Genomic DNA, 23,213 nt, shown 5'->3' with positions numbered 1-23,213 from the left:
GGCGCAGATGTTACCCAACCACATCATCACTGGCAAGCCGAATTCAGGCGCAAACTTCAGTTACCAGTTTTGCCAGGTCTTCGGCATGGCCGCGAACCTGTGTTTCGTCATCACCTTCGACCATGACACGCACCAACGGCTCTGTGCCGGACTTGCGCAACAACACACGGCCACGCCCCTCCATTGCCAGGGTTACACGCTCACATGCCTCTTTGACAGCCGGATGCTCAATAGGATTTGAGCCGCCCGCAAAACGCACGTTCAGCAATACTTGCGGGCACTTGCGCACGGCCTGGCGCGCCTGGGCCAGACTTTCTTCACGACGCTTCATGGCCATAAGCACCTGCAGCGCAGCAATGATCGCATCGCCTGTCGTGGTGTGCTGGAAGCAGACTACGTGTCCGGAATTCTCACCACCTACCTGCCAGTTGCGCTCAAGCAGTTCCGCGATCACATAGCGGTCACCGACATTGGCACGCACGAACGGAATACCCAGATCCGCCAGGGCCAGTTCAAGCCCCAGGTTACTCATCAGCGTACCGACGACACCGCCCTGCAGCTTGTTACGCTCGTGCAGGTCGCGAGCAATGATGAACAGGAGGTCATCACCATCAACAATGACACCCGTGTGATCCACCATCAGTACACGATCACCATCACCATCAAAGGCAATACCCAGGTCGGCATGCCCGGCAAGTACAGCGGCCTGCAACTGCTCCATATGGGTGGAGCCGCAGTTCTCGTTGATGTTCAACCCGTTAGGCTGGGCCGACAGCACTGTCACGTCTGCGCCCAACTCCTTGAATACGCTCGGCGCCACCTTGTAGGTCGCACCATGGGCGCAATCGACCACAATCTTCAGGCCGGCAAAATTGGTGCTGCTTGGCACGCTGCTTTTGCAGAACTCAATGTATCGGCCGGAGGCGTCGTTGATACGCGACACCTTGCCAAGCTTGCTGGACTCAACCACCGTCATCGGCGCATCCAGGAGCTCTTCGATCATCAACTCGATCTCGTCCGGCAGCTTGGTGCCCTGACCCGAGAAGAACTTGATGCCGTTGTCATCATGAGGATTATGCGAAGCACTGATCACGATACCGGCTTCAGCGTGAAAGGTGCGCGTCAGGTAAGCGATGGCCGGCGTCGGCATCGGCCCCAGCAGCATCACATCGGCACCCGCAGCAGACAACCCCGCCTCCAGCGCCGACTCGAACATGTAACCCGAAATCCGAGTGTCCTTGCCCACCAGGATGCGGCACGCGCCCATGCTGCGGAACGCCATACCTGCGGCCCAGCCGAGCTTGAGCATGAAATCAGGAGTAATCGGAAACTCGCCGACCCGACCGCGAATACCGTCGGTGCCAAAATATTTTTTAGTCATAAGTGCTCCATCATTCTTATTCGGCTGATTCTACCGCGGCAATCATACGCACCACATCCACCGTCTCGGCAACATCATGCACCCGCAAGATACGCGCACCCTTGGTGACTGCAAGCGCCGCCAGTGCAAGACCACCGTACAGTCGCTCACCCACCGGGCGATTCAGCGCAAGCCCTATCATGCTCTTGCGCGAAACGCCGACCAGAAGAGGCCGACCAAGGGCATGCAAGGACTCCATATGCTTGAACAGACTTAGATTGTGCTGCAGGGTCTTGGCAAAGCCGAAACCGGGATCGAGGACGATCTTTTCCACAGCAATCCCAGCGGCAACGCAGTGCGCAACCCGCTCGGCAAGAAATCCACTCACCTCACCAACAAGATCATCATAGTGAGGACTGTCCTGCATATTGCTCGGCTCACCCAGCATATGCATCAGACACACCGGCAAACCGGTGGCCGCTGCCGCATCAAGCGCACCGTCACGCTGAAGGGAGCGGACATCGTTAATCATTCCCGCCCCCAGGCGTGCAGTTTCGCGCATTACCGCCGGGGTGGATGTATCAACCGAGATGATCACGTCCAGTTCACGCGCAATGCGTTCAACTATTGGCGCGACCCTCTCCAGCTCCTCCAAGGGAGAAACCAGTCGAGCACCAGGCCGAGTCGACTCACCGCCGACATCAATCAGGGTCGCTCCCGCCGCCACCATGGCCTCTGCATGACGCAATGCAGCATCGCGCTGACTGAAGCGGCCGCCATCAGAGAAAGAGTCGGGGGTTACATTGAGAATGCCCATGACATGCGTATGGGCCAAATCAAGAACCCGGTTGCCGCAAGGCAACCGGGTGGAGGACAACACAGAAGTCATTTCAAACCTTAGACGTCAGCTGCCGGGCCGCCAATCGGGGTTTCAGGGCGTTCATTCTGAACCACGGGTGGAGTGCCAGAGGTGCCAGAACCGCCTTCCCAATCGCGAGGTTCACGCGGCGTGCGGCCGGCCATGATGTCGTCGATCTGGTCGGCATCAATGGTCTCGTACTTCATCAGCGCATCCGCCATGGCATCCAGCTTGTCGCGGTTATCCGTGAGAATCTGCTTGGCCGTGCCGTAGCACTGGTCAATGATGCTGCGCACCTCGGAGTCGATCAGCTTGGCTGTCTCACCGGAGAAGCTGGCGTTTTGACCACCACCGCCACGCCCCAGGAACACTTCGCCTTCTTCTTCGGCATACATCAGCGGACCGAGTTTTTCCGACAAGCCCCACTTGGTCACCATGTTCCGTGCAATCTGGCTGGCACGCATGATGTCGTTGGAAGCGCCGGTGGTGACGCCATCGAAGCCAAGGGTCATCTCTTCGGCAATCCGACCACCGTACAGCGAGCAGATCTGACTGATCAGTGCGCGCTTGGACAGGCTGTAACGGTCTTCTTCCGGCAGGAACATCGTGACACCCAGCGCCCGACCACGCGGGATGATCGAAACTTTGTAGACCGGGTCGTGCTCAGGCACAACACGACCGACAATGGCGTGACCGGCTTCGTGATAAGCGGTGTTCTGCTTCTCTTTCTCGGACATGACCATGGACTTGCGCTCGGCGCCCATCATGATCTTGTCCTTGGCCAATTCGAACTCTTTCATCTCCACGATACGCTTGCCGGTACGGGCAGCGAACAACGAGGCCTCGTTGACCAGGTTGGCCAGGTCGGCACCGGAGAAGCCAGGAGTACCACGGGCAATCACGGCCGGAGCCACATCATCACCCATTGGCACTTTGCGCATGTGTACTTTCAGGATCTGTTCGCGACCACGGATATCCGGCAAGCCCACCACAACCTGACGGTCGAAGCGGCCTGGACGCAGCAATGCAGGGTCCAGCACGTCCGGACGGTTGGTAGCAGCGATCACAATGATGCCGTCGTTCATTTCAAAGCCGTCCATCTCAACCAGCAACTGGTTGAGGGTCTGCTCACGTTCATCATGACCGCCGCCCATGCCGGCGCCACGATGGCGACCGACGGCGTCGATTTCATCGATGAAGATGATGCAAGGCGCATGTTTCTTAGCCTGCTCGAACATGTCACGAACACGGCTGGCGCCCACACCGACGAACATCTCGACAAAGTCGGAACCGGAAATGGTGAAGAACGGCACCTTGGCTTCGCCGGCAATCGCCTTGGCCAGCAAAGTTTTACCGGTACCCGGAGGGCCAACCATCAGCACACCACGAGGAATGCGGCCGCCCAATCGCTGGAACTTGCCCGGATCGCGCAGGAACTCGACCAGCTCGCCCACTTCTTCCTTGGCTTCGTCGCAACCGGCAACGTCAGCCAGCGTGGTTTTCACCTGGTCTTCGGAGAGCAGGCGTGCCTTGCTCTTGCCGAAACTCATCGGTCCGCCCTTGCCTCCCGCACCACCTTGCATCTGGCGCATGAAGAACATGAACACCGCGATGATCACCAGGATCGGGAAGCTGGCTACCAGCAACTGGGTCCAGATGCTCTGCTGCTCAGGCTGCTTGCCTTCGACGACCACGTGGTTATCCACCAGATCACCGATCAGACCGTTGTCCTGGATGGCCGGACGAATGGTCTTGAAGCTGTCGCCATCGTTGCGTTTACCGGTGATCACGTAGCCATCAACCGCTACGCGCTCGACCTTGCCATCCTTAACTTGCTGGATGAAGTCGGAATAGTTGAGGGTCTGCGGCTCGTTAGGGCTGGAGAAGTTGTTCATCACCGTCACTAGGACAGCCGCGATGATCAACCACAGGATCAGATTCTTTGCCATATCGTTCAATTAACTACCCTCTGAAGCAAGCTCCGCTACTGGCGCGCGCTTCGCATGATATTCACCGGCCTAACTTACTACATTACCTACAACACTGGCAGGCGCCGTCTGTAACCCTTTGTGAAACTTTGACTACACAATATTCGTAAAGCTTCGTGACGAAAGCGATATAAAAAAACCTATCGACTCCCTTCAAACCCTCAAAGACGCTCATCACTGGCGGCGCCTTCGATGCCACGGAACCCCCGCGCCAGCAGATACTGCTCGCGAGACCGGTCACGCGAGGAGTCCGGCTTACGCATTTGCACCTTGTCGAACAGCTTGCGAATGTTCTTGTGGTACTCGTCGAAGCCTTCACCCTGGAAGACCTTGACCAGGAAATCACCACCCGGACGCAATACCCGACCCGCCAGATCCAGCGCCAACTCGCACAGGAACATGGCTCGCGGCATATCAACAGCCGGTAATCCACTCATATTGGGGGCCATGTCGGAAATCACAAGGTCCACCTGCGAATTTCCGACGGCTTCCAGGATTTCGGCCAGGACCGCGTCCTGGGTAAAGTCCCCGTGCACGAACGTCACATCCGGGATGCTGTCCATCTCCAGGATGTCAGAAGCGATCAACCGGCCTTGCCCACCAATCAGACGACTGGCCACCTGGGACCAGCCACCCGGGGCGGCACCCAGGTCGATCACGCTCATGCCTGGGCGGAACAATTTGTCCTTGTCCTGGAGTTCCAGCAACTTGTAGCTGGCCCGGGACCGGTAACCGTCCTTTTGCGCCTTTTTGACGTAAGGATCGTTGAAATGTTCTTGTAGCCACTTAAGGCTGGTTTTGGAACGGGCCACGGGCCACCTCGAAAAATAAAACGGGTCGTGATTAACTGGGCGGTCCCGGACTCGCTCGGGTAAACTGGCCGCCGCTTTTTACAAGATCAGACGCAGGGGTCAGATTATGCCGCTCACTCAAGAGCAGAAGAAACAGTACAAATCCATTGGCCACCATCTGAAACCAGTTCTGATTGTGGCAGATAACGGTTTGACTGAAGGTGTGTTAGCCGAATTCGAACGTGCGCTGAACGATCATGAACTGATCAAGATCAAGGTCAACATCCTTGATCGCGAAGCTCGCCTGGCTGCTATTGCAGAACTGTGCAAGGCAGGCAAAGCGGACCTGGTCCAGGTCATCGGCAAGATGGCGCTGCTGTATCGCAAGAACTTCAGCGCCAACAAGCAACTGTCGAACGTACACCGCTTCAAGTAATAAAAAGGGTCACGGGCGTGCTTCGCGCGCCCCGCCACTCCATCCCGGTGCAGGCTGTAAAACCAGCACCAGGCCGGAGAACCCTAGCACAAGATAGCTGAATAGCTGCCAGCGCAACGCTTCCGGCAACCAGACATGCACCACGCAAAACATTGCGCATGCATACAGCGCCATCAACAGCAGTTGCCCGCGAATATCCCGCCACAAACTCCCCAAGCCCTCGGCTTTGACCAGCACCAATACCTGGAGCGTCACGCACACCGCCGCAAAACCCACCAGCAGCGCACTGAGTAGTCCATCGATCTCGTCGATCAGCAGCGGTGCCAGGCCAATCAGGCCCAGCGCCGGCAACACACCGATGTGCAACAACCACAGGCCGCCAACCCAAAGCATCTGGGAGAGCTGCCAAAGCATGGCGCCCGCACGAAGCGGGCGCCATCTTTCAGATGTGACGAACTTCAACAATCTCGTACTCGATCACACCGCTCGGCGTTTTCACAGCGACCACATCACCCTCTTCCTTGGCGATCAAGGCGCGGGCAATCGGAGACCCCACAGAGATCTTGCCTTGCTTGATGTCGGCCTCGTCCTCTCCCACGATGTGGTAGGTCACGCTTTCATCGGTCTCGACATTGGCGATTTCGACGGTCGTACCGAAGATCACCTTGCCCGTATGAGGAATGGTGGTCACATCGATGACCACCGAGTTCTGCAGACGGCCTTCGATGTCACGGATCCGCGCTTCGACCATACCTTGCTGCTCGCGGGCAGCGTGGTATTCGGCGTTTTCCTTCAGGTCACCCAGTTCGCGGGCCGTCCCGATGTCCTGGCTAAGCTTCGGACGGACGACCTTGGTCAGGTGGGCGTGCTCCTCTTCCAGGGCCTTGAAGCCCTGGACGGTCATTGGGTATTTGGTCATGCCTTCAATCCTGCGTGTAGATCCTGCAAGCGACGCACGGTCTTTTCCGGACCGAACTTGAGCGCTTCACAGATGGCTTCGCCAGCAGCAATGGTGGTGGTGCAGTAGATCTTGTGCTGCAAGGCGTTACGACGAATAGAGTAGGAATCCGCGATCGACTGGCGACCTTCGGTGGTGTTGATGATCAGGGTGACTTCGTCATTCTTGATCATGTCGACCACGTGCGGACGGCCTTCCGTCACCTTGTTCACGCGACGCACTTTGAGGCCGGCAGCTTCGATCAGCTTGGCGGTCCCGGCAGTGGCCACGACTTCGAAGCCCAAGTTGATCAGATCGCGGGCCACGCCTGCAACCAGTGGCTTGTCGTCATCACGCACACTGATAAACGCAGTACCGCCGGTCGGCAGCACTTCGCTGGCGCCCATCTGGGCCTTGGCAAACGCCTCACCAAAGGTATCGCCAACGCCCATTACTTCACCGGTCGACTTCATCTCTGGGCCCAGGATCGGGTCCACGCCAGGGAATTTGGCGAATGGGAACACCGCCTCTTTCACACTGTAGAAGTTCGGAATGATTTCCTTGGTAAAGCCGATTTCCTTCAGGGTCTTACCAGCCATCACGCGGGCAGCGATCATGGCCAGGGACACACCGATGCACTTGGAAACAAACGGCACGGTACGCGAAGCACGCGGGTTGACCTCGATCACGTAGATGTCTTCGCCTTGCAACGCCAGCTGCACGTTCATCAGGCCGACAACACCCAGCTCCAGGGCCATTTTCTTGACCTGTTCGCGCATTTCGTCCTGGATGTGCGCCGGCAGCGAGTACGGCGGCAGCGAGCAAGCGGAGTCACCGGAGTGAACGCCCGCCTGTTCGATGTGCTGCATGATCGCGCCGATCACCACGTCGGTACCGTCGCACACCGCGTCCACGTCCATCTCGATGGCACAGTTGAGGAAGTGGTCCAGCAGCACCGGGCTGTCGTTGGATACTTTCACCGCGTCACGCAGGTAACGCTTGAGCTCTTCTTCTTCGTAGACGATTTCCATCGCACGACCGCCCAGCACGTAGGACGGACGCACCACCAGCGGGTAGCCGATCTTGCTGGCGGCACGGATGGCTTCGTCTTCGCTGCGCACAGTGGCGTTTGGCGGCTGACGCAGGTTCAGGCGCTCAACCATTTGCTGGAAGCGCTCGCGGTCTTCTGCACGGTCGATAGCGTCCGGGCTGGTACCAATGATCGGCACGCCGGCCGCTTCCAGGGCACGCGCCAGTTTCAGCGGAGTTTGCCCGCCGTACTGGACGATCACACCTTTCGGCTTCTCGACGCGCACGATTTCCAGCACGTCTTCCAGGGTCACTGGCTCAAAGTACAGACGATCGGAGGTGTCGTAGTCAGTAGAAACAGTTTCCGGGTTGCAGTTGACCATGATGGTCTCGTAGCCATCTTCGCGCAGGGCGAGGGCAGCGTGGACACAGCAGTAATCGAACTCGATACCCTGGCCGATGCGGTTCGGACCGCCGCCCAGGATCATGATCTTGTCGCGACCCGACGGTGCGGCTTCGCACTCTTCCTCATAGGTGGAGTACAGGTACGCGGTGTCGGTGGAGAACTCGGCCGCGCAGGTGTCAACACGCTTGTAGACCGGGAAGATCTCCAGCTTGTGGCGATGGGTACGCAGGTTCTTCTCGGTCACACCCAGCAGTTTGGCCAGACGCTGATCAGAGAAACCTTTGCGCTTGAGGCGGAACATCATGTCGCGGTCGATGCTGGCCAGCCCCAGGGTCTTGACCTTCTCTTCTTCCTTGATCAGATCTTCGATCTGCACCAGGAACCACGGGTCGATCATGTTCATGCCGAAGATGTCTTCAACGGTCATGCCGGCACGGAACGCGTCCGCCACGTACCAGATGCGCTCGGCGCCCGGCACGGTCAGCTCACGCTTGAGCACGCTCATGCTTTCCGGGTTGCTCAGGTCGAGTTTCTCGTCCAGGCCGCAAACGCCCACTTCCAGGCCGCGCAGGGCTTTCTGCAGGGATTCCTGGAAGGTACGGCCGATGGCCATGACCTCACCGACAGACTTCATCTGGGTGGTCAGGCGCGCATCAGCCTTGGCGAATTTTTCGAAGGCAAAACGCGGCAGCTTGGTGACGACGTAGTCGATGGAAGGCTCGAAGGACGCCGGGGTCTTGCCGCCAGTGATGTCGTTCGACAGCTCGTCCAGGGTGTAACCCACGGCCAGCTTGGCCGCGACCTTGGCGATCGGGAAGCCGGTGGCTTTCGAAGCCAGGGCCGACGAACGGGATACGCGCGGGTTCATCTCGATCACGACCATGCGGCCAGTGTTCGGGCAGATACCGAACTGAACGTTGGAGCCGCCGGTTTCCACGCCGATCTCGCGCAATACCGCCAGGGAGGCGTTACGCAGGATCTGGTATTCCTTGTCGGTCAGGGTCTGTGCCGGAGCCACGGTGATCGAGTCACCGGTGTGCACACCCATCGGGTCGAAGTTTTCGATGGAGCAGACGATGATGCAGTTGTCCTTTTTATCGCGGACAACCTCCATCTCGTATTCTTTCCAGCCGATCAGGGATTCGTCGATCAGCAGCTCTTTGGTCGGCGACAGGTCCAGGCCGCGGGCGCAGATTTCTTCGAACTCTTCACGGTTGTAAGCAATACCGCCACCGGTGCCGCCCATGGTGAACGACGGACGAATGATGCACGGGAAGCCCAGGGTCTCGAGGACCGCATTGGCTTCTTCCATGCTGTGGGCGATACCGGAACGCGGGCAGGCCAGGCCGATGGACTTCATGGCCTTGTCGAAGCGCGAACGGTCCTCAGCCTTGTCGATGGTGTCGGCATTGGCGCCGATCATCTCTACGCCGAACTTTTCCAGGACGCCTTCGCGCTCCAGGTCCAGGGCGCAGTTCAGTGCGGTCTGGCCACCCATGGTCGGCAGCAGCGCGTCCGGACGCTCTTTCTCGATGATCTTGGCAACGGTCTGCCACTTGATCGGCTCGATGTAGGTGGCGTCGGCCATGGCCGGGTCGGTCATGATGGTGGCCGGGTTGGAGTTCACCAGGATGACGCGGTAGCCCTCCTCGCGCAGGGCCTTACAGGCCTGGGCGCCGGAGTAGTCGAATTCACAGGCCTGGCCGATCACGATCGGGCCAGCGCCGAGAATCAGGATGCTTTTTATGTCTGTACGTTTTGGCATGGGTTTGTCACTCAAATCCGCAGGTCAGTCGGCAAGCCGTCTTGAACAATCTTTGAAGAGCCTGCGGGGGCCACCGACATCCGGGGCCGCCCGCAGGCCGCTCAGTCAGCGTCGCTTGGCCATCTCATTGATGAAACGGTCGAACAGCGGCGCTACGTCGTTCGGGCCCGGGCTGGCTTCAGGGTGGCCCTGGAAGCTGAACGCGCTCTTGTCGGTGCGCTCGATACCCTGCAGGGAACCGTCGAACAGCGACTTGTGAATGGCGCGCACGTTGCTCGGCAGGGTGGCTTCATCTACCGCAAAACCGTGGTTCTGGCTGGTGATCATCACAACGCCGGTATCCAGGTCTTGTACCGGGTGGTTGGCGCCGTGGTGGCCATGACCCATTTTCAGGGTCTTGGCGCCGGAGGCCAGGGCCAGCAATTGGTGACCGAGGCAGATACCGAACACCGGAATCTCGGTTTCCAGCACTTCCTTGATCGCCTGGATGGCGTAGTCGCATGGCTCAGGGTCACCCGGGCCATTGGACAGGAACACGCCGTCCGGTTGCAGGGCGAGCACGTCGCTGGCCGGGGTTTGCGCCGGCACCACGGTCACGCGGCAACCGCGCTCGACCAGCATGCGCAGGATGTTGTACTTCACGCCGTAGTCGTAGGCCACTACGTGGTAAGGCAGGTCCGCGGCTTCGATGGTCGCGTGGCTGTCGGTCTTCAAGTCCCAGACCGTGGAGCGCCATTCGTACTTCTCTTTGACGCTGACGACTTTCGCCAGGTCCATGCCCTTCAGGCCAGGGAAACCTTGGGCTGCGGCAATCGCCGCCTCTTCGGAAATATTGTCACCGACCATGATGCAGCCGTTCTGCGACCCCTTCTCACGCAGGATGCGCGTGAGGCGGCGCGTGTCGATACCCGCGATCGCCACAACATTGTTGGCCTTCAGGTAATCGGACAGCGACATCGTGTTACGCCAGTTGCTCGCAACCAGAGGCAGGTCACGAATCACCAGACCGGCCGACCAGACACGATCAGACTCGACGTCTTCCGGTGTAGTACCGGTGTTGCCGATGTGCGGATAGGTCAAGGTAACGATCTGTTGGGCGTAGGAAGGATCGGTAAGGATTTCCTGATAGCCGGTCATGGCAGTGTTAAACACTACCTCTCCAACGGTCTGACCGTCGGCTCCAATGGCTTCGCCGCGAAAAATGCTGCCATCAGCAAGGGCGAGTATGGCTGGCTTAGTCAAGAAGACCTCCCGTAAATAAAGCCTGAAAGGGCGATCGCAGGTTGTAAAAAAGCGGAGTGACGTATGGACACGTCACCCCGCTTCTTCACTGAATTATTCTGCGCGCTTTTAGTGGACACACTAAAGCTGTAGCTTACAGAAAAAGGCTTTTTTGGTCCACCGCTAATGAGCCTTAAAGGCAGGGGAATGCGACAGGGCGTCGCTCAGCGGGTAAAAACGGGGCCTAAGCATAAGCTTGAGGCCCCGCTTTAGCTACTGCTTAGTGCAGATCCAGCACATCGCGCATGTCGTAAAGACCCGCTTCGCGACCTTCCAACCAGAGTGCTGCACGCACCGCACCCTTGGCAAACGTCATGCGACTGGACGCTTTGTGCGTGATTTCCAGGCGCTCGCCCTCAGTGGCGAACAACACGGTGTGATCACCCACCACATCCCCCCCGCGCACCGTTGCAAAGCCGATGGTGTCACGCGCACGCGCGCCGGTATGGCCTTCGCGGCCGTATACCGCCACTTTCGACAGGTCGCGACCCAGCGCATCAGCGATCGCCTCGCCCATGCGCAGCGCGGTGCCCGACGGCGCATCGATCTTGTGGCGATGATGGGTCTCGATGATTTCGATATCCGCCTCGTCCCCCAGCACGCGCGCTGCCAGATCAAGCAACTTGAGCGACAGGTTCACGCCCACGCTGAAGTTGGCCGCGAAGACGATAGGAATATCCTTGCCCGCCTCCACCAGCAACTGCTTCTGCTCAACCGTCAAACCGGTGGTACCGATCACCATCGCCTTGCCCGCCTTGCGGCAGAACGCCAGGTTTTTCAGCATCACTTCCGGCAGGGTGAAGTCGATAAGTACGTCGAACTCGTCAGCCACCTGCTCCAGGTTGCCCGACAACGAAACGCCGATGCGCCCCAGCGAAGCCAGCTCACCGGCATCCGCGCCGATCAACGTGCTGCCCGGGCGGACGATCGCCGCCGTCAGCCCGGAGGCCGGCGAGCGTTGCTGCACCGCCTCGACCAGCGTCTTGCCCATGCGCCCGGCAGCGCCCATTACGGCTATACGTCGCATATTCAATTCCTTACAGGTCGCCGAAGAAGCGCTTCACACCGTCGAAAAAGCCCGCGGTTTTCGGCGAGTGAGAGTCATCACCCTCCATCGAGCTGCGGAACTCCTCAAGCAGTTCGCGCTGACGACGATTCAGGTTGACCGGAGTCTCTACCGCCACACGGCACATCAGGTCGCCAGCACCGCCGCCACGCACCGGCGCAACGCCCTTGCCACGGATACGGAATTGCTTGCCAGTCTGGGTGCCCTCAGGAATCTTGAGCTTGACCCGACCGTCGAGCGTTGGAATCTCAAGCTCGCCACCCAGCGCCGCATCAACAAAGCTGATCGGCACTTCGCAGAACAAGTGCTTACCGTCACGCTGGAAGATCGAGTGCTCGCGCACATTGATCACCACGTACAAGTCCCCCGTAGGGCCACCCTGCGTACCCGCCTCGCCCTCACCCGACAGACGAATGCGATCACCGGTATCCACACCCGCCGGCACTTTCACCGAAAGGGTTTTGTACTCTTCGACACGACCTTCGCCGTGGCAGGAGTCGCATGGGTCGGAAATGATCTTGCCCTGGCCATGGCAGCGCGGGCAGGTCTGCTGCACAGAGAAGAAGCCCTGCTGCATACGGACCTGACCAATACCGCCGCACGTTGGGCAGGTGATCGGCGAAGAGCCTTTCTTGGCCCCCGAACCGTCGCACGGCTTGCAATTGACCAGCGTCGGCACACGGATATTGACGCTGGTGCCGCGTACGGCTTCTTCCAGGTTCAACTCCAGGGTGTAGCGCAAGTCGCTGCCACGCTGGGCGCCGCCACGCTGACCACCCCGGCCACCACCGAAGAAGTCGCTGAATACATCGCCGAAGATATCGGAGAAGTTCTGGCCACCAAAACCGGCACCGCCGCCGCCCATGCTCGGGTCGACACCGGCGTGGCCATACTGGTCGTACGCTGCCCGCTTGTTGGGATCAGACAAGCATTCGTAGGCCTCGTTGGCCTCTTTGAACATTTCCTCGGATTCTTTGCTATCCGGATTACGGTCCGGGTGATGCTTCATCGCCAGGCGACGGTAGGCCTTCTTCAGGTCCGTCTCGCTGGAGCCGCGCTCCACACCCAATACTTCGTAATAGTCACGCTTTGCCATAAGTCTTTGCACTCTTAAGGACGTTCGGCCAGACCCTCCTGAGCCTTGCCAAACTCGTTGAGCCCCAATACAGGCCCGGACCCAACTCACGTCAATTCAACGATCCTGGTCATTACTACTTTTAGCCAGGGACCCGGCCAAAAATGCGGTATTTACTGCTCGGAAAGCAGGAGCATTCCCGATCACACCGCCAGCATCCGAAGACTGTCGCATGCTGTAAAAATTCGCATACCCCAGACACGCCAACGCGGGAGCAAGCTCCCGCGCGGCGACATCCTACCAGTCACCGCTTGATAGCGGTCAACCGGGCGACCAACTTACTTCTGGTCTTTGACTTCTTCGAACTCGGCATCGACAACGTCGTCGTGCTTGGCTTCAGGCTCTGCCTGTTGCGCAGCACCGTCAGCTGGCTGACCTTGTTCGGCGTACATTTTCTGAGCAACTGGCGCAGACACTTTCGACAGTTCTTCGATCTTGGCTTCGATAGCTGCCTTGTCATCGCCTTTCACGGCGGTTTCCAGGGCAACGACAGCAGCTTCGATGGCAGCCTTCTCTTCGGCAGTCACTTTATCGCCAGCATCAGCGACCATTTTGCGCGTCGAGTGAACCAGCGCATCACCCTGGTTACGGGCGCCAGCCAGCTCGGCAAACTTGGCATCCGCATCAGCGTTCGCTTCAGCATCACGAATCATCTGTTGAATTTCTTCATCAGACAGACCGGAGTTGGCCTTGATGGTGATCTTCTGCTCTTTGCCAGTCGCCTTGTCTTTCGCACCAACGTGCAGGATGCCGTTGGCATCGATGTCGAAGGTCACTTCAATTTGTGGCACGCCACGTGGAGCTGGTGGAATCTCGGCCAGGTCGAACTTGCCCAGGGACTTGTTCTGAGCAGCCTGCTTACGCTCACCTTGCAGCACGTGAATGGTCACCGCGCCCTGGTTGTCGTCGGCAGTCGAGAACACCTGGGATTTCTTGGTAGGAATCGTGGTGTTTTTCTCGATCAGCGCAGTCATCACGCCGCCCATGGTTTCGATACCCAGGGTCAGCGGGCTGACGTCCAGCAGCAGCACGTCTTTCACGTCGCCGGCCAGTACCGCACCCTGGATGGCAGCACCCATGGCAACCGCTTCGTCCGGGTTCACGTCTTTACGTGCTTCCTTGCCGAAGAACTCGGTAACTTTCTGTTGAACCAATGGCATACGGGTCTGACCGCCGACCAGGATCACGTCGTTGATGGAGCCAACGTCGATACCGGCGTCTTTCAGCGCGATGCGGCAAGGTTCGATGGTGCGCTGAACCAGGTCTTCAACCAGTGCTTCCAACTTGGCGCGAGAAATCTTCACGTTCAAGTGCTTAGGACCGGTGGCATCTGCAGTGATGTACGGCAGGTTCACGTCGGTCGAATTGCTCGAAGACAGTTCGATCTTGGCTTTTTCAGCAGCTTCTTTCAGACGCTGCATCGCCAGCGGATCACCTTTGAGGTTGATGCCGCTTTCTTTCTTGAATTCGTCAACGAGGTAGTCGATCAGACGAATGTCAAAGTCTTCACCACCCAGGAAGGTGTCACCGTTGGTGGCCAACACTTCGAACTGGTGCTCGCCGTCAACTTCAGCGATCTCGATAACCGACACGTCGAACGTACCACCACCCAGGTCATAAACGATCACGGTGTGGTCGCCTTTGGCCTTGTCCATACCGTAAGCCAGCGCAGCTGCGGTTGGTTCGTTGATGATGCGTTTTACGTCCAGGCCCGCGATGCGGCCGGCGTCTTTAGTGGCCTGACGCTGACTGTCGTTGAAGTAGGCCGGAACGGTGATCACCGCCTCGGTCACTGTTTCACCCAGGTAGTCTTCGGCCGTCTTCTTCATCTTTTTCAAGACTTCAGCCGAAATCTGCGGTGCAGACATCTTGGCGCCATTTACTTCAACCCAGGCGTCACCGTTGTCAGCCTTGGCGATTTTGTAAGGCACCATCTTGATGTCTTTCTGTACGACTTCTTCGTCGAACTTACGACCGATCAGACGCTTTACTGCGTACAGAGTGTTGTGCGGGTTGGTGACAGCCTGGCGCTTGGCCGACTGACCGACCAGGATCTCGCCATCATTTGCGTAAGCAATGATCGACGGTGTGGTACGCGCGCCTTCCGCGTTCTCGATGACTTTGGCCTTGCCATTTTCCATGACGGACACACACGAGTTGGTGGTCCCCAGGTCGATACCGATAATTTTGCCCATGATTTACTCTCCCGAAACTTGAATTTGGTTGCCGCAGCAGTGGTGGCTAACTGCGGTAGCACTTAAACGCTTGACTTATAGATGGGGGCTTTACAGCGTATTTCAAGCCTGCTCATCAATAGAAGGCGCAACCGGTGCCGCCTTGCTCACCTCGACCATCGCCGGGCGCAGCAGGCGACCGTTGAGCTGATAGCCCTTCTGGAACACTCTCAGCACGCTGTTAGGCTCCAGGTCATGGCTTTCCTGCATGGACATGGCCTGGTGATGTTTAGCGTTGAACGGTTCGCCGCCGGTTGGATCGATGGCTTCCAGTTGATAACGCTTCAGGGTGTCCTGGAACATTTTCAGGGTCAGCTCGATCCCTTCGCGCATTGGGCGGATGTTTTCGTCATCCGGATTGGACAACTCGAGACCACGCTCCAGGCTGTCGATGATCGGCAGCAAGTCAACGGCGAATTTTTCCAGTGCGAACTTGTGAGCCTTCTCTACATCCTGCTCGGCACGGCGGCGGACGTTCTGCAGATCGGCGGCAACACGCAAAGACTGATCCTGCGCAGCGGCCAATTGCTCTTCGAGCGTTTGCACGCGACTTGTCAGCTCGTCGCCGACAGCCGAATTGGCGTCTGGAGTTTGCGTATCCTGCGTCTGTTCGTCAGCCATAGTTTTCTCCTTTCAAAATCATGCGCGAACTCAACTCGCGCTTCTGTTCCGGTATATGGGGCCACAATTTCAAGGTTCAAGGGCGTAGGCGTTACCAAAAGTCTTTCCCATGACCGGGATCAATTCCTGCTCTTTCATTCCTCAGCGCGCTAAAAAACACGCCTATTCAAGCAAATCGAGCTAAACGCCAGGATTGTCAGCCTCGAACAAAACACTGTATAAATAACCAGACCTAAAGCTTGGGAGCGGCCGTCATGCTCGTGCACCTGTCCGTACATAACTACGCCATCGTTGAGCACCTGGATCTCGAACTGGATCGCGGGATGAGCGTAATCACAGGCGAAACCGGCGCCGGCAAGTCGATCATGCTTGATGCCCTGGGTCTCACCCTGGGTGATCGCGCCGACAGCGGCGTGGTGCGCCCCGGCGCAGACAAGGCAGATATCCTGGCCACCTTCGACCTGGCCGATATTCCCGAGGCCGAAACCTGGCTGGCCGAACGCGACCTTGATAATGAAGGCCCGTGCATCCTGCGACGGGTTATCACGGCGGAGGGTCGCTCTCGCGGCTATATCAACGGTACGCCCTGCCCACTGGGCGACCTGAAAGCCCTGGGCGAGCTGCTTATCGATATCCACAGCCAGCATGAGCACCAGTCGCTCCTGAAGACCGACACCCATCGCCGCCTGCTAGATGAATACGCCGGCGCCACAGACCTTGCCCGCCAGGTGCAACTGGCCGCCCAGCGCTGGCGCCAGACTCGCCAGGAACTGGAGCGACTCTCCAACTCCGGCGATGAACAACGTGCTCGCCATCAATTGCTCAGCTATCAACTCGAAGAACTGGAGAGCCTGGGCCTGGGCGAGAACGAACTGGAGCAGCTTGAGCAGGAACACAAGAACCTCACCAACGCAGAAACCCTGCTGGGTATTTGTCGCCAGGTGGTTGAGCAATGCAGTGAAAGCGACTCGGGCAACGTGCTCAATGCACTGACTGCCAGCCTCAATCGCTTGTCGAGCGTGAACAATGCCTCCGGCTCGCTGAGCGAAGCTACGACGCTGCTCACCAGTGCACAGATTCAGGTGGAGGAAGCGGTCGGCGAACTGAATCGCTTCCTGGATCACTTCGATGCCGACCCGGCACGCCTGCAGGAAATAGAAGAACGCCTGGACACCATCTACACCCTGGCGCGCAAGCACCGAATCCAGCCCACCGAAGTGGCGACAATGCAGCAAAAACTGCTGGATGAAATCGAGACCCTGAATGCGAATGACGAGTCCATCGAACGACTGGGCGAAGAACTCGCCTCGTTCGCTCGTCATTACCAGGAGAAAGCGCGCGAACTGAGCGACCTGCGCCAACAAGCCGCGACCGGCCTGGCCAGCGCAGTGGAGCTGGAGATCCAGCGCCTGGGCATGCCGGGCGGGCGCTTCACCATCGAACTGCACGCCAACACCAGCAACGAGCTGCAACCCCACGGACTGGAGCAGGTTGAACTACTGGTAAGCGCCAACCCTGGGCAGCCGCTCAAGGCGTTGGCAAAAGTGGCATCCGGCGGCGAGCTCTCGCGGATCAGCCTGGCGATCCAGGTGATTACCGCGCAAACCTCCCGGGTACCGACACTGGTATTCGACGAAGTTGACGTGGGCATTGGCGGGCCGACAGCAGAAATTGTTGGCCAACTGTTGCGACGCCTGGGGGATCGAGGCCAGGTACTGACGGTCACCCACTTACCGCAAGTGGCAGCCCAAGGTCATCAACACTTGTTTGTGCACAAGGTACGCGGCAATGATGCGACGCACACGGCCGTGTCCAAGCTGAACAAATCCGAACGTGTGGAAGAAGTGGCGCGCATGCTCGGCGGTATTGATTTGACCAAGGAGTCGTTGGCGCACGCGAAGAAAATGGTCGTGGCAGCAAAGGCCTGAGCGAACAACATTCCTTCTTTATAGAAAGCACGAAGGCGACCCTGAGGTCGCCTTCGATCGTTTTGCAGCGTAAATCTGCAGCGCTTGTTACTTTTTCTTACGGATGTACAGGACCAGATTATGGTCAACCAGATCGAAGCCATGCTCTTCAGCAATCTTATGCTGCAACGCTTCGATTTCCGGACTGGTGAACTCGATAACCTCGTTGGTATCCAGGTCAACCATGTGGTCGTGATGACCACCGTCAGCCAATTCGAACACTGCATGACCGCCGTCGAAATTATGACGAACCACCAGCCCAGCGGCTTCAAACTGGGTCAGCACACGGTAAACCGTGGCCAGACCAACGTCCTCATTAGACTCCATCAGCGCCTTGTAGACATCCTCGGCACTCATGTGGCGCTGCTCAGCAGAATCGAGCATTTGTAGAATCTTGACTCGTGGCAGAGTCACTTTGAGACCGGCTTTGCGTAGTTCGCTATTTTCAACCATGGTTAGCTTTCTCGCGGATGCTGCTTCGCAGCTTCTCTTAATACGGGTATGATCGGCGTTTACGTTGTCCCAGCCAAGATAGTGGAAGTCGCCCACCGATGCAAAACACCAAGCTCTTGCTAACCAGTTTCACCTTTGTGGGACTGCTCGCACTCGCCGGTTGTTCATTCCCCGGGGTTTACAAAATCGACATCCAGCAGGGCAATGTCGTCACGCAGGACATGATAGACCAGTTACGCCCCGGAATGACCCGACGGCAAGTACGGTTTATCATGGGTAATCCCCTGCTGACCGACACTTTCCATGCCGATCGCTGGGATTATCTCTACAGCCTGCAACCAGGTGGCGGTGAACGCCAGCAGGAGCGCGTCAGTGTCATCTTCAATGGCAATGACCAGCTTGTCAGCCTGTCCGGCGACTTCATGCCCGGCGTAAGCCGTGATGAAGCCCTGCTTGGCAAGGATAACGGTAACAACGTGACTGCGCCTGCGCAGGAAGGCGAGAAGCCGAAGTCCGAAGTACCGGCCAAGCCTGGCTCCTTGCTTGACAAGATCCAGAAAGACGTCGACGGGGTGGAGACAGTACCCGTCCCGACGCCGCAGCCTCTGGACACCAGCCCGCAGTAAGTGTGCGGCGCTCAACAAAAAGCCCGGCATGCCGGGCTTTTTGTTGCCTGCCATTTGGCTGGCCTATGGGTGCTGCTGCTTGGCCAGGGCCGCCTTGGCCGCGCGGAGCCGGCGCACCTCTTTCGGATCCACCAATAACGGACGGTAAATCTCAATACGGTCACCGGCCTGCACTGCGCGCACGTCGGCATCCGCAACCACCTTGCCGAATATCCCCAAAGGGCAATTCGCTAGATCCAGCTCGGGAAATCGCGCTGCAATACCGGACGCCTGCACTGCAGCACGCAGATGGGTGCCCACCGGCACCGACACCGCGAGCAACACTTGGCGATCCTCGGCGGCATACACCACTTCGATCTCAACCATGCAGTTGCTTGGCTCGCTGACAAAATGCATCCACCAGGGTATTGGCGGCCTGGTTGAACAACGGCCCCAACGTCGCCCGCACAATAGGCCCGGCATAGTCAAAAGAAAGATCCAGGCTGATTTTGCAGGCCTTATCCGTCAGCGCCTTGAACACCCATACGCCATGCAGTTGGGTAAACGGCCCTTCCTGCAAATTCATTTCGATGGACTTACCGGGCACCAGCACATTACGCGTAACAAAATGCTGACTAAGGCCACCCTTCGCGACCCCGACACTGGCGACCATGTGGTCATCACTACCTTCCAGCACCTCGGCCGTTGAGCACCACGGCAGGAATTCCGGGTAACGCGCCACGTCGTTGACCAGGTCATAGAGCGCCTGTGCCGGATAGGGCAACAGCGCTGAACGTTGAATGTGCGTCGTCATGTGTGCGTTATTTCCACAGCTGAGGCAAACATCGCGAAAAAACAGCCCGATCCGCGAAAGAAAAAATCCAGAGAACTGCCTGCATTGTCCGGGATTCATCCAACACGCTCAAGCACGCAGGTTGACCGTAGCCGACACGCTCGCAACTCCCTATAATGCCGCCCCTATGGCTAAACAAAAGAAACACCCCACAGGGACCATCGCGCAAAACAAAAAGGCGCGACACGATTACTTCATCGAACATCGGTTCGAGGCTGGTCTGGTCCTGGCCGGCTGGGAAGTAAAGAGTCTGCGTGCCAGCAAGCTGCAACTGGTCGACAGTTATGTGCTGCTCAAGGATGGCGAGGCATGGCTGCTCGGCAGTCATATCACCCCGCTGACCACCGCGAGCACCCACGTGATCGCCGACCCGGTGCGTACGCGCAAGCTGCTGCTCAATGCCCGCGAACTGGAAAAGCTCGCAGCCGCTGTACAGCAGAAGGGCTATGCCTGCGTCTGTCTGTCCTGGTATTGGAGCAAGCACCTGGTCAAGTGCGAAATCGCACTGGGCAAGGGCAAGAAGGAATACGACAAGCGTGATTCCGAGCGCGAACGTGATTCCAACCGCGAACTGCATCGCGCCGTGCGCAACAAGGGCAAGGAAGAATAATCCTTGCTGCGATGCAGCCGTGGGCGCCCCCCCTCGGCTACATCCCCTTGCGCCGCTCCGCACGCGCCACGCGCTGAACTTCCTGACGTACTTCCTCCAGCACTTCCTGCACATACAGCAGGTGACGTGTTGAAACCTCGCGCGCCTGCTCGGCGCGACCTTCGATAATCGCCAGGTACAAATCCCGATGCTGACTGATCAGCATGTCACGGGTTTCCGTACGCTGCTGGTACATGCCACCAATGTTGGTCACCACATTTCGTTTCAGCAGGTCGAACAGACCGCGAATGGTGTGCAGCAACACGGCGTTATGACTGGCTTCGGCGATCGCCAAGTGAAACCGTGCATCGGCCGCGCCCTCTTCCGCTCGACTCACTTCATCGCAGCGGGTGTAGCAATCCTGTAGCACCTCGAACGCCGCCGTCAGCCGCTCGCGATCAACCTCCGTGGCGCGCAGCGCGGCGTAATAGGCGCAAGACGCTTCGAGGGTCTGACGAAACTCCAGCAGATCACGCTGGGCCTCGGGATTGTTCTCCAGCAGGTGCAGCAACGGATCACTGAACGTGGAGCCCAGGGACTCAGCCACATAATTGCCACCGCCTTGACGGCTGACGAGCAAACCCTTGGCCGCCAACTTCTGGATCGCCTCGCGCAAGGAAGGCCGCGACACCCCGAACTGCTCAGCCAAAGCGCGCTCGGCCGGCAAGCGCTCGCCCGACTTCAGCGTGCCCTCGAGGATCATGCCCTCAAGCTGCTCGACAATATCGTCAGACAAACGGCGCTGACGCACCTGATCAAACCCCATCACTCACTCTCCACCATCCCGACCACTCGCCGGGGCTCTATTCTGGCCTATCGCAGCGCTTGCGGCACCTATCAGAACGCCTTCCTTTCAACCGATCAGCCCCCCTGCACACCGACCTACGACCAAAGTTTCGCAAGCGGCAAATTGACACGCCCCTGGCAAGGCTTTTACTCTAGCCAACAGCGATTGTAAATTGGTATTACCAATTATCCAAGCTGACCAAACAACAACAATCAGGGGCCACCCCATATGCAAACCTGGCAACAGCTCTACAGCCCGCTCGGCAGCCTCGGCCTGTCCGCACTGGCGGCCGTCATCCCGATCGTATTCTTCTTCCTGGCCCTGGCCGTGTTTCGCCTCAAAGGGCATGTGGCCGGCAGCATCACCCTGGCGCTGTCGATCCTGGTGGCGATCTTCGCCTTCCAGATGCCGGTGGACATGGCGCTGGCCGCCGCCGGTTACGGCTTTGCCTACGGCCTATGGCCTATCGCGTGGATCATCGTCGCGGCCGTGTTCCTCTACAAACTCACGGTCAAAAGCGGCCAATTCGAGATCATCCGCAGTTCGGTCCTGTCGATTACCGATGACCAACGCCTGCAAGTGCTGCTGATCGGCTTCTGCTTTGGCGCCTTCCTGGAAGGTGCGGCCGGTTTTGGCGCCCCCGTGGCCATCACCGCAGCGTTGTTGGTCGGCCTGGGCTTCAACCCGCTGTACGCCGCCGGCCTGTGCCTGATCGCCAACACCGCGCCTGTCGCATTCGGCGCCTTGGGCATCCCGATCATCGTGGCCGGGCAAGTCACCGGCATCGACGCGTTCAAGATCGGCGCCATGACCGGCCGCCAATTGCCGCTGCTGTCGCTGTTCGTGCCTTTCTGGCTGGTGTTCATGATGGACGGTTTGCGCGGCGTGCGTGAAACCTGGCCGGCCGCTCTGGTTGCAGGTTTGAGCTTTGCCATCACCCAGTACTTCACCTCCAACTTCATCGGCCCGGAACTGCCGGACATCACCTCGGCCCTGGCCAGCCTGATTTCCCTGACGCTGTTCCTGAAAGTCTGGCAGCCCAAGCGCACTGCGGGCGCACAGATAGCCGGCGCCACATCCAGCGCTGCGGTCACCGCGAGTGCGGGCGGTTTCGGCCTGCCGCGCAACACGACTGTCTCGCCCTACAGCCTGGTGCAGATTTTCAAGGCCTGGTCGCCGTTCCTGATTCTCACGGTGCTGGTCACCATCTGGACCCTCAAGCCGTTCAAGGCGATGTTCGCCGCCGGTGGCTCGATGTACAGCTGGGTGTTCAACTTTGCGATCCCGCACCTGGATCAACTGGTGATCAAGGTCGCACCGATCGTGACCAACCCCACTGCGATTCCGGCCGTGTTCAAGCTGGACCCGATTTCCGCGACCGGCACCGCGATTTTCTTCTCCGCGCTGATCTCGATGCTGGTACTGAAGATCGACATCAAGACTGGTCTTACCACTTTAAAAGAGACCTTCTACGAACTGCGCTGGCCGATCCTGTCCATCGGCATGGTGCTGGCCTTTGCCTTCGTCACCAACTACTCCGGCATGTCGTCGACCATGGCGCTGGTATTAGCTGGCACCGGTGCAGCCTTCCCGTTCTTCTCGCCTTTCCTCGGCTGGCTGGGGGTTTTCCTGACAGGCTCCGACACGTCGTCCAACGCCCTGTTCAGCTCGCTGCAAGCCACCACTGCGCATCAGATCGGTGTGAACGACACCCTGCTGGTTGCCGCGAATACCAGCGGCGGCGTCACCGGCAAAATGATCTCGCCACAATCCATCGCCGTGGCCTGCGCCGCCACCGGCCTGGTGGGCAAGGAATCCGACCTGTTTCGCTTCACCCTCAAGCACAGCTTGTTCTTTGCCACCATCGTCGGGCTGATCACCCTGGCCCAGGCCTACTGGTTCACCGGTATGCTGGTGCACTGAGACCTGCATGCAATAGGGTAAGAATCGACGCCGGACAACGGTTCCGGCGTCTGCTATTTCTGGAGGAC

Annotated in this window: 21 protein-coding genes; 5 read left to right on the top strand and 16 right to left on the bottom strand. The window is 58.5% G+C overall.

What is annotated here, in order from left to right; genetic code table 11:
- Positions 1-43: 43 nt before the first annotated feature.
- From glmM to rlmE, 4 genes are all read right to left on the bottom strand, one after another.
- On the bottom strand, positions 44-1,381 hold the full coding sequence (gene glmM, locus BMX59_RS22620; RefSeq protein ID WP_093125940.1) for a phosphoglucosamine mutase: 1,338 nt from the start codon (positions 1,379-1,381) through the stop codon (positions 44-46).
- A 16-nt stretch (positions 1,382-1,397) separates the two neighbouring features.
- Complete coding sequence (gene folP / locus BMX59_RS22615; RefSeq protein WP_071489995.1) at positions 1,398-2,249, bottom strand: dihydropteroate synthase; 852 nt, start codon at positions 2,247-2,249, stop codon at positions 1,398-1,400.
- An 8-nt stretch (positions 2,250-2,257) separates the two neighbouring features.
- Positions 2,258-4,168 (bottom strand): ATP-dependent zinc metalloprotease FtsH, encoded by a 1,911-nt coding sequence (gene ftsH, locus BMX59_RS22610; protein WP_058427653.1) that lies wholly within the window; start codon positions 4,166-4,168, stop codon positions 2,258-2,260.
- A gap of 200 nt (positions 4,169-4,368) precedes the next feature.
- Positions 4,369-5,019 (bottom strand): 23S rRNA (uridine(2552)-2'-O)-methyltransferase RlmE, encoded by a 651-nt coding sequence (gene rlmE, locus BMX59_RS22605; RefSeq protein ID WP_010206606.1) that lies wholly within the window; start codon positions 5,017-5,019, stop codon positions 4,369-4,371.
- 106 nt (positions 5,020-5,125) lie between these two features.
- On the opposite strand from rlmE, the gene yhbY reads away from it, so the two are divergent.
- On the top strand, positions 5,126-5,434 hold the full coding sequence (yhbY, locus tag BMX59_RS22600; protein WP_093125936.1) for a ribosome assembly RNA-binding protein YhbY: 309 nt from the start codon (positions 5,126-5,128) through the stop codon (positions 5,432-5,434).
- Between the two features lie 9 nt (positions 5,435-5,443).
- On the opposite strand, the gene BMX59_RS22595 is transcribed toward yhbY, so the two are convergent.
- From BMX59_RS22595 to grpE, 8 genes are all read right to left on the bottom strand, one after another.
- Positions 5,444-5,848, bottom strand: a complete 405-nt coding sequence (locus BMX59_RS22595) for an MFS transporter (RefSeq protein ID WP_092248371.1) — start codon at positions 5,846-5,848, stop codon at positions 5,444-5,446.
- A gap of 28 nt (positions 5,849-5,876) precedes the next feature.
- Positions 5,877-6,353 (bottom strand): transcription elongation factor GreA, encoded by a 477-nt coding sequence (gene greA, locus BMX59_RS22590; RefSeq protein WP_060752268.1) that lies wholly within the window; start codon positions 6,351-6,353, stop codon positions 5,877-5,879.
- Positions 6,350-9,571 carry a carbamoyl-phosphate synthase large subunit gene (carB, locus tag BMX59_RS22585; RefSeq protein ID WP_010206612.1) on the bottom strand — a complete coding sequence of 1,074 codons (3,222 nt, stop codon included), beginning with the start codon at positions 9,569-9,571 and terminating at the stop codon, positions 6,350-6,352. The genes greA and carB overlap by 4 nt, the downstream gene beginning before the upstream one ends.
- A gap of 105 nt (positions 9,572-9,676) precedes the next feature.
- Entirely contained in the window at positions 9,677-10,813 is a 1,137-nt protein-coding gene (carA, locus tag BMX59_RS22580) for a glutamine-hydrolyzing carbamoyl-phosphate synthase small subunit (protein WP_071489993.1), read from the bottom strand.
- Positions 10,814-11,072: 259 nt separating this feature from the next.
- Positions 11,073-11,879 (bottom strand): 4-hydroxy-tetrahydrodipicolinate reductase, encoded by an 807-nt coding sequence (gene dapB / locus BMX59_RS22575; protein WP_092248366.1) that lies wholly within the window; start codon positions 11,877-11,879, stop codon positions 11,073-11,075.
- Between the two features lie 10 nt (positions 11,880-11,889).
- Positions 11,890-13,014 carry a molecular chaperone DnaJ gene (gene dnaJ / locus BMX59_RS22570; RefSeq protein WP_071489991.1) on the bottom strand — a complete coding sequence of 375 codons (1,125 nt, stop codon included), beginning with the start codon at positions 13,012-13,014 and terminating at the stop codon, positions 11,890-11,892.
- Between the two features lie 317 nt (positions 13,015-13,331).
- Complete coding sequence (dnaK, locus tag BMX59_RS22565; protein WP_092248363.1) at positions 13,332-15,248, bottom strand: molecular chaperone DnaK; 1,917 nt, start codon at positions 15,246-15,248, stop codon at positions 13,332-13,334.
- Positions 15,249-15,350: 102 nt separating this feature from the next.
- Positions 15,351-15,908, bottom strand: a complete 558-nt coding sequence (grpE, locus tag BMX59_RS22560) for a nucleotide exchange factor GrpE (RefSeq protein WP_093125925.1) — start codon at positions 15,906-15,908, stop codon at positions 15,351-15,353.
- 254 nt (positions 15,909-16,162) lie between these two features.
- Here grpE and recN point away from each other — a divergent pair, with 254 nt between their 5' ends.
- Positions 16,163-17,836, top strand: a complete 1,674-nt coding sequence (recN, locus tag BMX59_RS22555) for a DNA repair protein RecN (RefSeq protein ID WP_092248357.1) — start codon at positions 16,163-16,165, stop codon at positions 17,834-17,836.
- 87 nt (positions 17,837-17,923) lie between these two features.
- Here recN and fur read toward each other — a convergent pair whose 3' ends face one another.
- A complete protein-coding gene (fur, locus tag BMX59_RS22550; RefSeq protein ID WP_003194220.1) occupies positions 17,924-18,328 on the bottom strand; it encodes a ferric iron uptake transcriptional regulator in 405 nt (134 codons plus the stop codon).
- A 98-nt stretch (positions 18,329-18,426) separates the two neighbouring features.
- Here fur and BMX59_RS22545 point away from each other — a divergent pair, with 98 nt between their 5' ends.
- Positions 18,427-18,954 (top strand): outer membrane protein assembly factor BamE, encoded by a 528-nt coding sequence (locus tag BMX59_RS22545; protein ID WP_071489987.1) that lies wholly within the window; start codon positions 18,427-18,429, stop codon positions 18,952-18,954.
- 63 nt (positions 18,955-19,017) lie between these two features.
- On the opposite strand, the gene BMX59_RS22540 is transcribed toward BMX59_RS22545, so the two are convergent.
- Together BMX59_RS22540 and BMX59_RS22535 are read right to left on the bottom strand one after the other, a co-directional pair.
- Positions 19,018-19,320: an RnfH family protein gene (locus BMX59_RS22540; protein WP_092248354.1), complete on the bottom strand. Its 303-nt coding sequence runs from the start codon at positions 19,318-19,320 to the stop codon at positions 19,018-19,020.
- The gene (locus tag BMX59_RS22535) at positions 19,313-19,747 is read right to left on the bottom strand and encodes a type II toxin-antitoxin system RatA family toxin (protein ID WP_093125917.1); all 435 of its coding nucleotides are present in this window, start codon (positions 19,745-19,747) and stop codon (positions 19,313-19,315) included. The genes BMX59_RS22540 and BMX59_RS22535 overlap by 8 nt, the downstream gene beginning before the upstream one ends.
- 166 nt (positions 19,748-19,913) lie before the next feature.
- Here BMX59_RS22535 and smpB point away from each other — a divergent pair, with 166 nt between their 5' ends.
- Positions 19,914-20,396, top strand: coding sequence for an SsrA-binding protein SmpB (smpB, locus tag BMX59_RS22530; protein ID WP_058427663.1), 483 nt, complete (start codon positions 19,914-19,916; stop codon positions 20,394-20,396).
- A 37-nt stretch (positions 20,397-20,433) separates the two neighbouring features.
- On the opposite strand, the gene BMX59_RS22525 is transcribed toward smpB, so the two are convergent.
- Positions 20,434-21,201: a GntR family transcriptional regulator gene (locus BMX59_RS22525; protein ID WP_092248351.1), complete on the bottom strand. Its 768-nt coding sequence runs from the start codon at positions 21,199-21,201 to the stop codon at positions 20,434-20,436.
- 249 nt (positions 21,202-21,450) lie between these two features.
- Between BMX59_RS22525 and BMX59_RS22520 the strand changes: the two genes are divergently transcribed.
- Positions 21,451-23,145, top strand: coding sequence for a lactate permease LctP family transporter (locus tag BMX59_RS22520; protein ID WP_071489983.1), 1,695 nt, complete (start codon positions 21,451-21,453; stop codon positions 23,143-23,145).
- Positions 23,146-23,213 lie beyond the last annotated feature (68 nt).

The sequence above is a fragment of the Pseudomonas sp. NFR09 genome, assembly GCF_900111535.1.
GTDB classification, from domain to species: domain Bacteria; phylum Pseudomonadota; class Gammaproteobacteria; order Pseudomonadales; family Pseudomonadaceae; genus Aquipseudomonas; species Aquipseudomonas extremorientalis.
This window is presented reverse-complemented; position numbering and strand designations above follow the sequence as displayed.

What these genes read in the sequence shown, in the direction of transcription:
- glmM (WP_093125940.1), bottom strand. Translation starts at nt 1,381, where the DNA reads ATGACTAAAAAATATTTTGGCACCGACGGTATTCGCGGTCGGGTCGGC.
- folP (WP_071489995.1), bottom strand. Translation starts at nt 2,249, where the DNA reads ATGACTTCTGTGTTGTCCTCCACCCGGTTGCCTTGCGGCAACCGGGTT.
- ftsH (WP_058427653.1), bottom strand. Translation starts at nt 4,168, where the DNA reads ATGGCAAAGAATCTGATCCTGTGGTTGATCATCGCGGCTGTCCTAGTG.
- yhbY (WP_093125936.1), top strand. Translation starts at nt 5,126, where the DNA reads ATGCCGCTCACTCAAGAGCAGAAGAAACAGTACAAATCCATTGGCCAC.
- BMX59_RS22595 (WP_092248371.1), bottom strand. Translation starts at nt 5,848, where the DNA reads ATGCTTTGGCAGCTCTCCCAGATGCTTTGGGTTGGCGGCCTGTGGTTG.
- greA (WP_060752268.1), bottom strand. Translation starts at nt 6,353, where the DNA reads ATGACCAAATACCCAATGACCGTCCAGGGCTTCAAGGCCCTGGAAGAG.
- carB (WP_010206612.1), bottom strand. Translation starts at nt 9,571, where the DNA reads ATGCCAAAACGTACAGACATAAAAAGCATCCTGATTCTCGGCGCTGGC.
- dapB (WP_092248366.1), bottom strand. Translation starts at nt 11,879, where the DNA reads ATGCGACGTATAGCCGTAATGGGCGCTGCCGGGCGCATGGGCAAGACG.
- dnaJ (WP_071489991.1), bottom strand. Translation starts at nt 13,014, where the DNA reads ATGGCAAAGCGTGACTATTACGAAGTATTGGGTGTGGAGCGCGGCTCC.
- dnaK (WP_092248363.1), bottom strand. Translation starts at nt 15,248, where the DNA reads ATGGGCAAAATTATCGGTATCGACCTGGGGACCACCAACTCGTGTGTG.
- grpE (WP_093125925.1), bottom strand. Translation starts at nt 15,908, where the DNA reads ATGGCTGACGAACAGACGCAGGATACGCAAACTCCAGACGCCAATTCG.
- recN (WP_092248357.1), top strand. Translation starts at nt 16,163, where the DNA reads ATGCTCGTGCACCTGTCCGTACATAACTACGCCATCGTTGAGCACCTG.
- fur (WP_003194220.1), bottom strand. Translation starts at nt 18,328, where the DNA reads ATGGTTGAAAATAGCGAACTACGCAAAGCCGGTCTCAAAGTGACTCTG.
- BMX59_RS22545 (WP_071489987.1), top strand. Translation starts at nt 18,427, where the DNA reads ATGCAAAACACCAAGCTCTTGCTAACCAGTTTCACCTTTGTGGGACTG.
- BMX59_RS22540 (WP_092248354.1), bottom strand. Translation starts at nt 19,320, where the DNA reads ATGGTTGAGATCGAAGTGGTGTATGCCGCCGAGGATCGCCAAGTGTTG.
- BMX59_RS22535 (WP_093125917.1), bottom strand. Translation starts at nt 19,747, where the DNA reads ATGACGACGCACATTCAACGTTCAGCGCTGTTGCCCTATCCGGCACAG.
- smpB (WP_058427663.1), top strand. Translation starts at nt 19,914, where the DNA reads ATGGCTAAACAAAAGAAACACCCCACAGGGACCATCGCGCAAAACAAA.
- BMX59_RS22525 (WP_092248351.1), bottom strand. Translation starts at nt 21,201, where the DNA reads ATGGGGTTTGATCAGGTGCGTCAGCGCCGTTTGTCTGACGATATTGTC.
- BMX59_RS22520 (WP_071489983.1), top strand. Translation starts at nt 21,451, where the DNA reads ATGCAAACCTGGCAACAGCTCTACAGCCCGCTCGGCAGCCTCGGCCTG.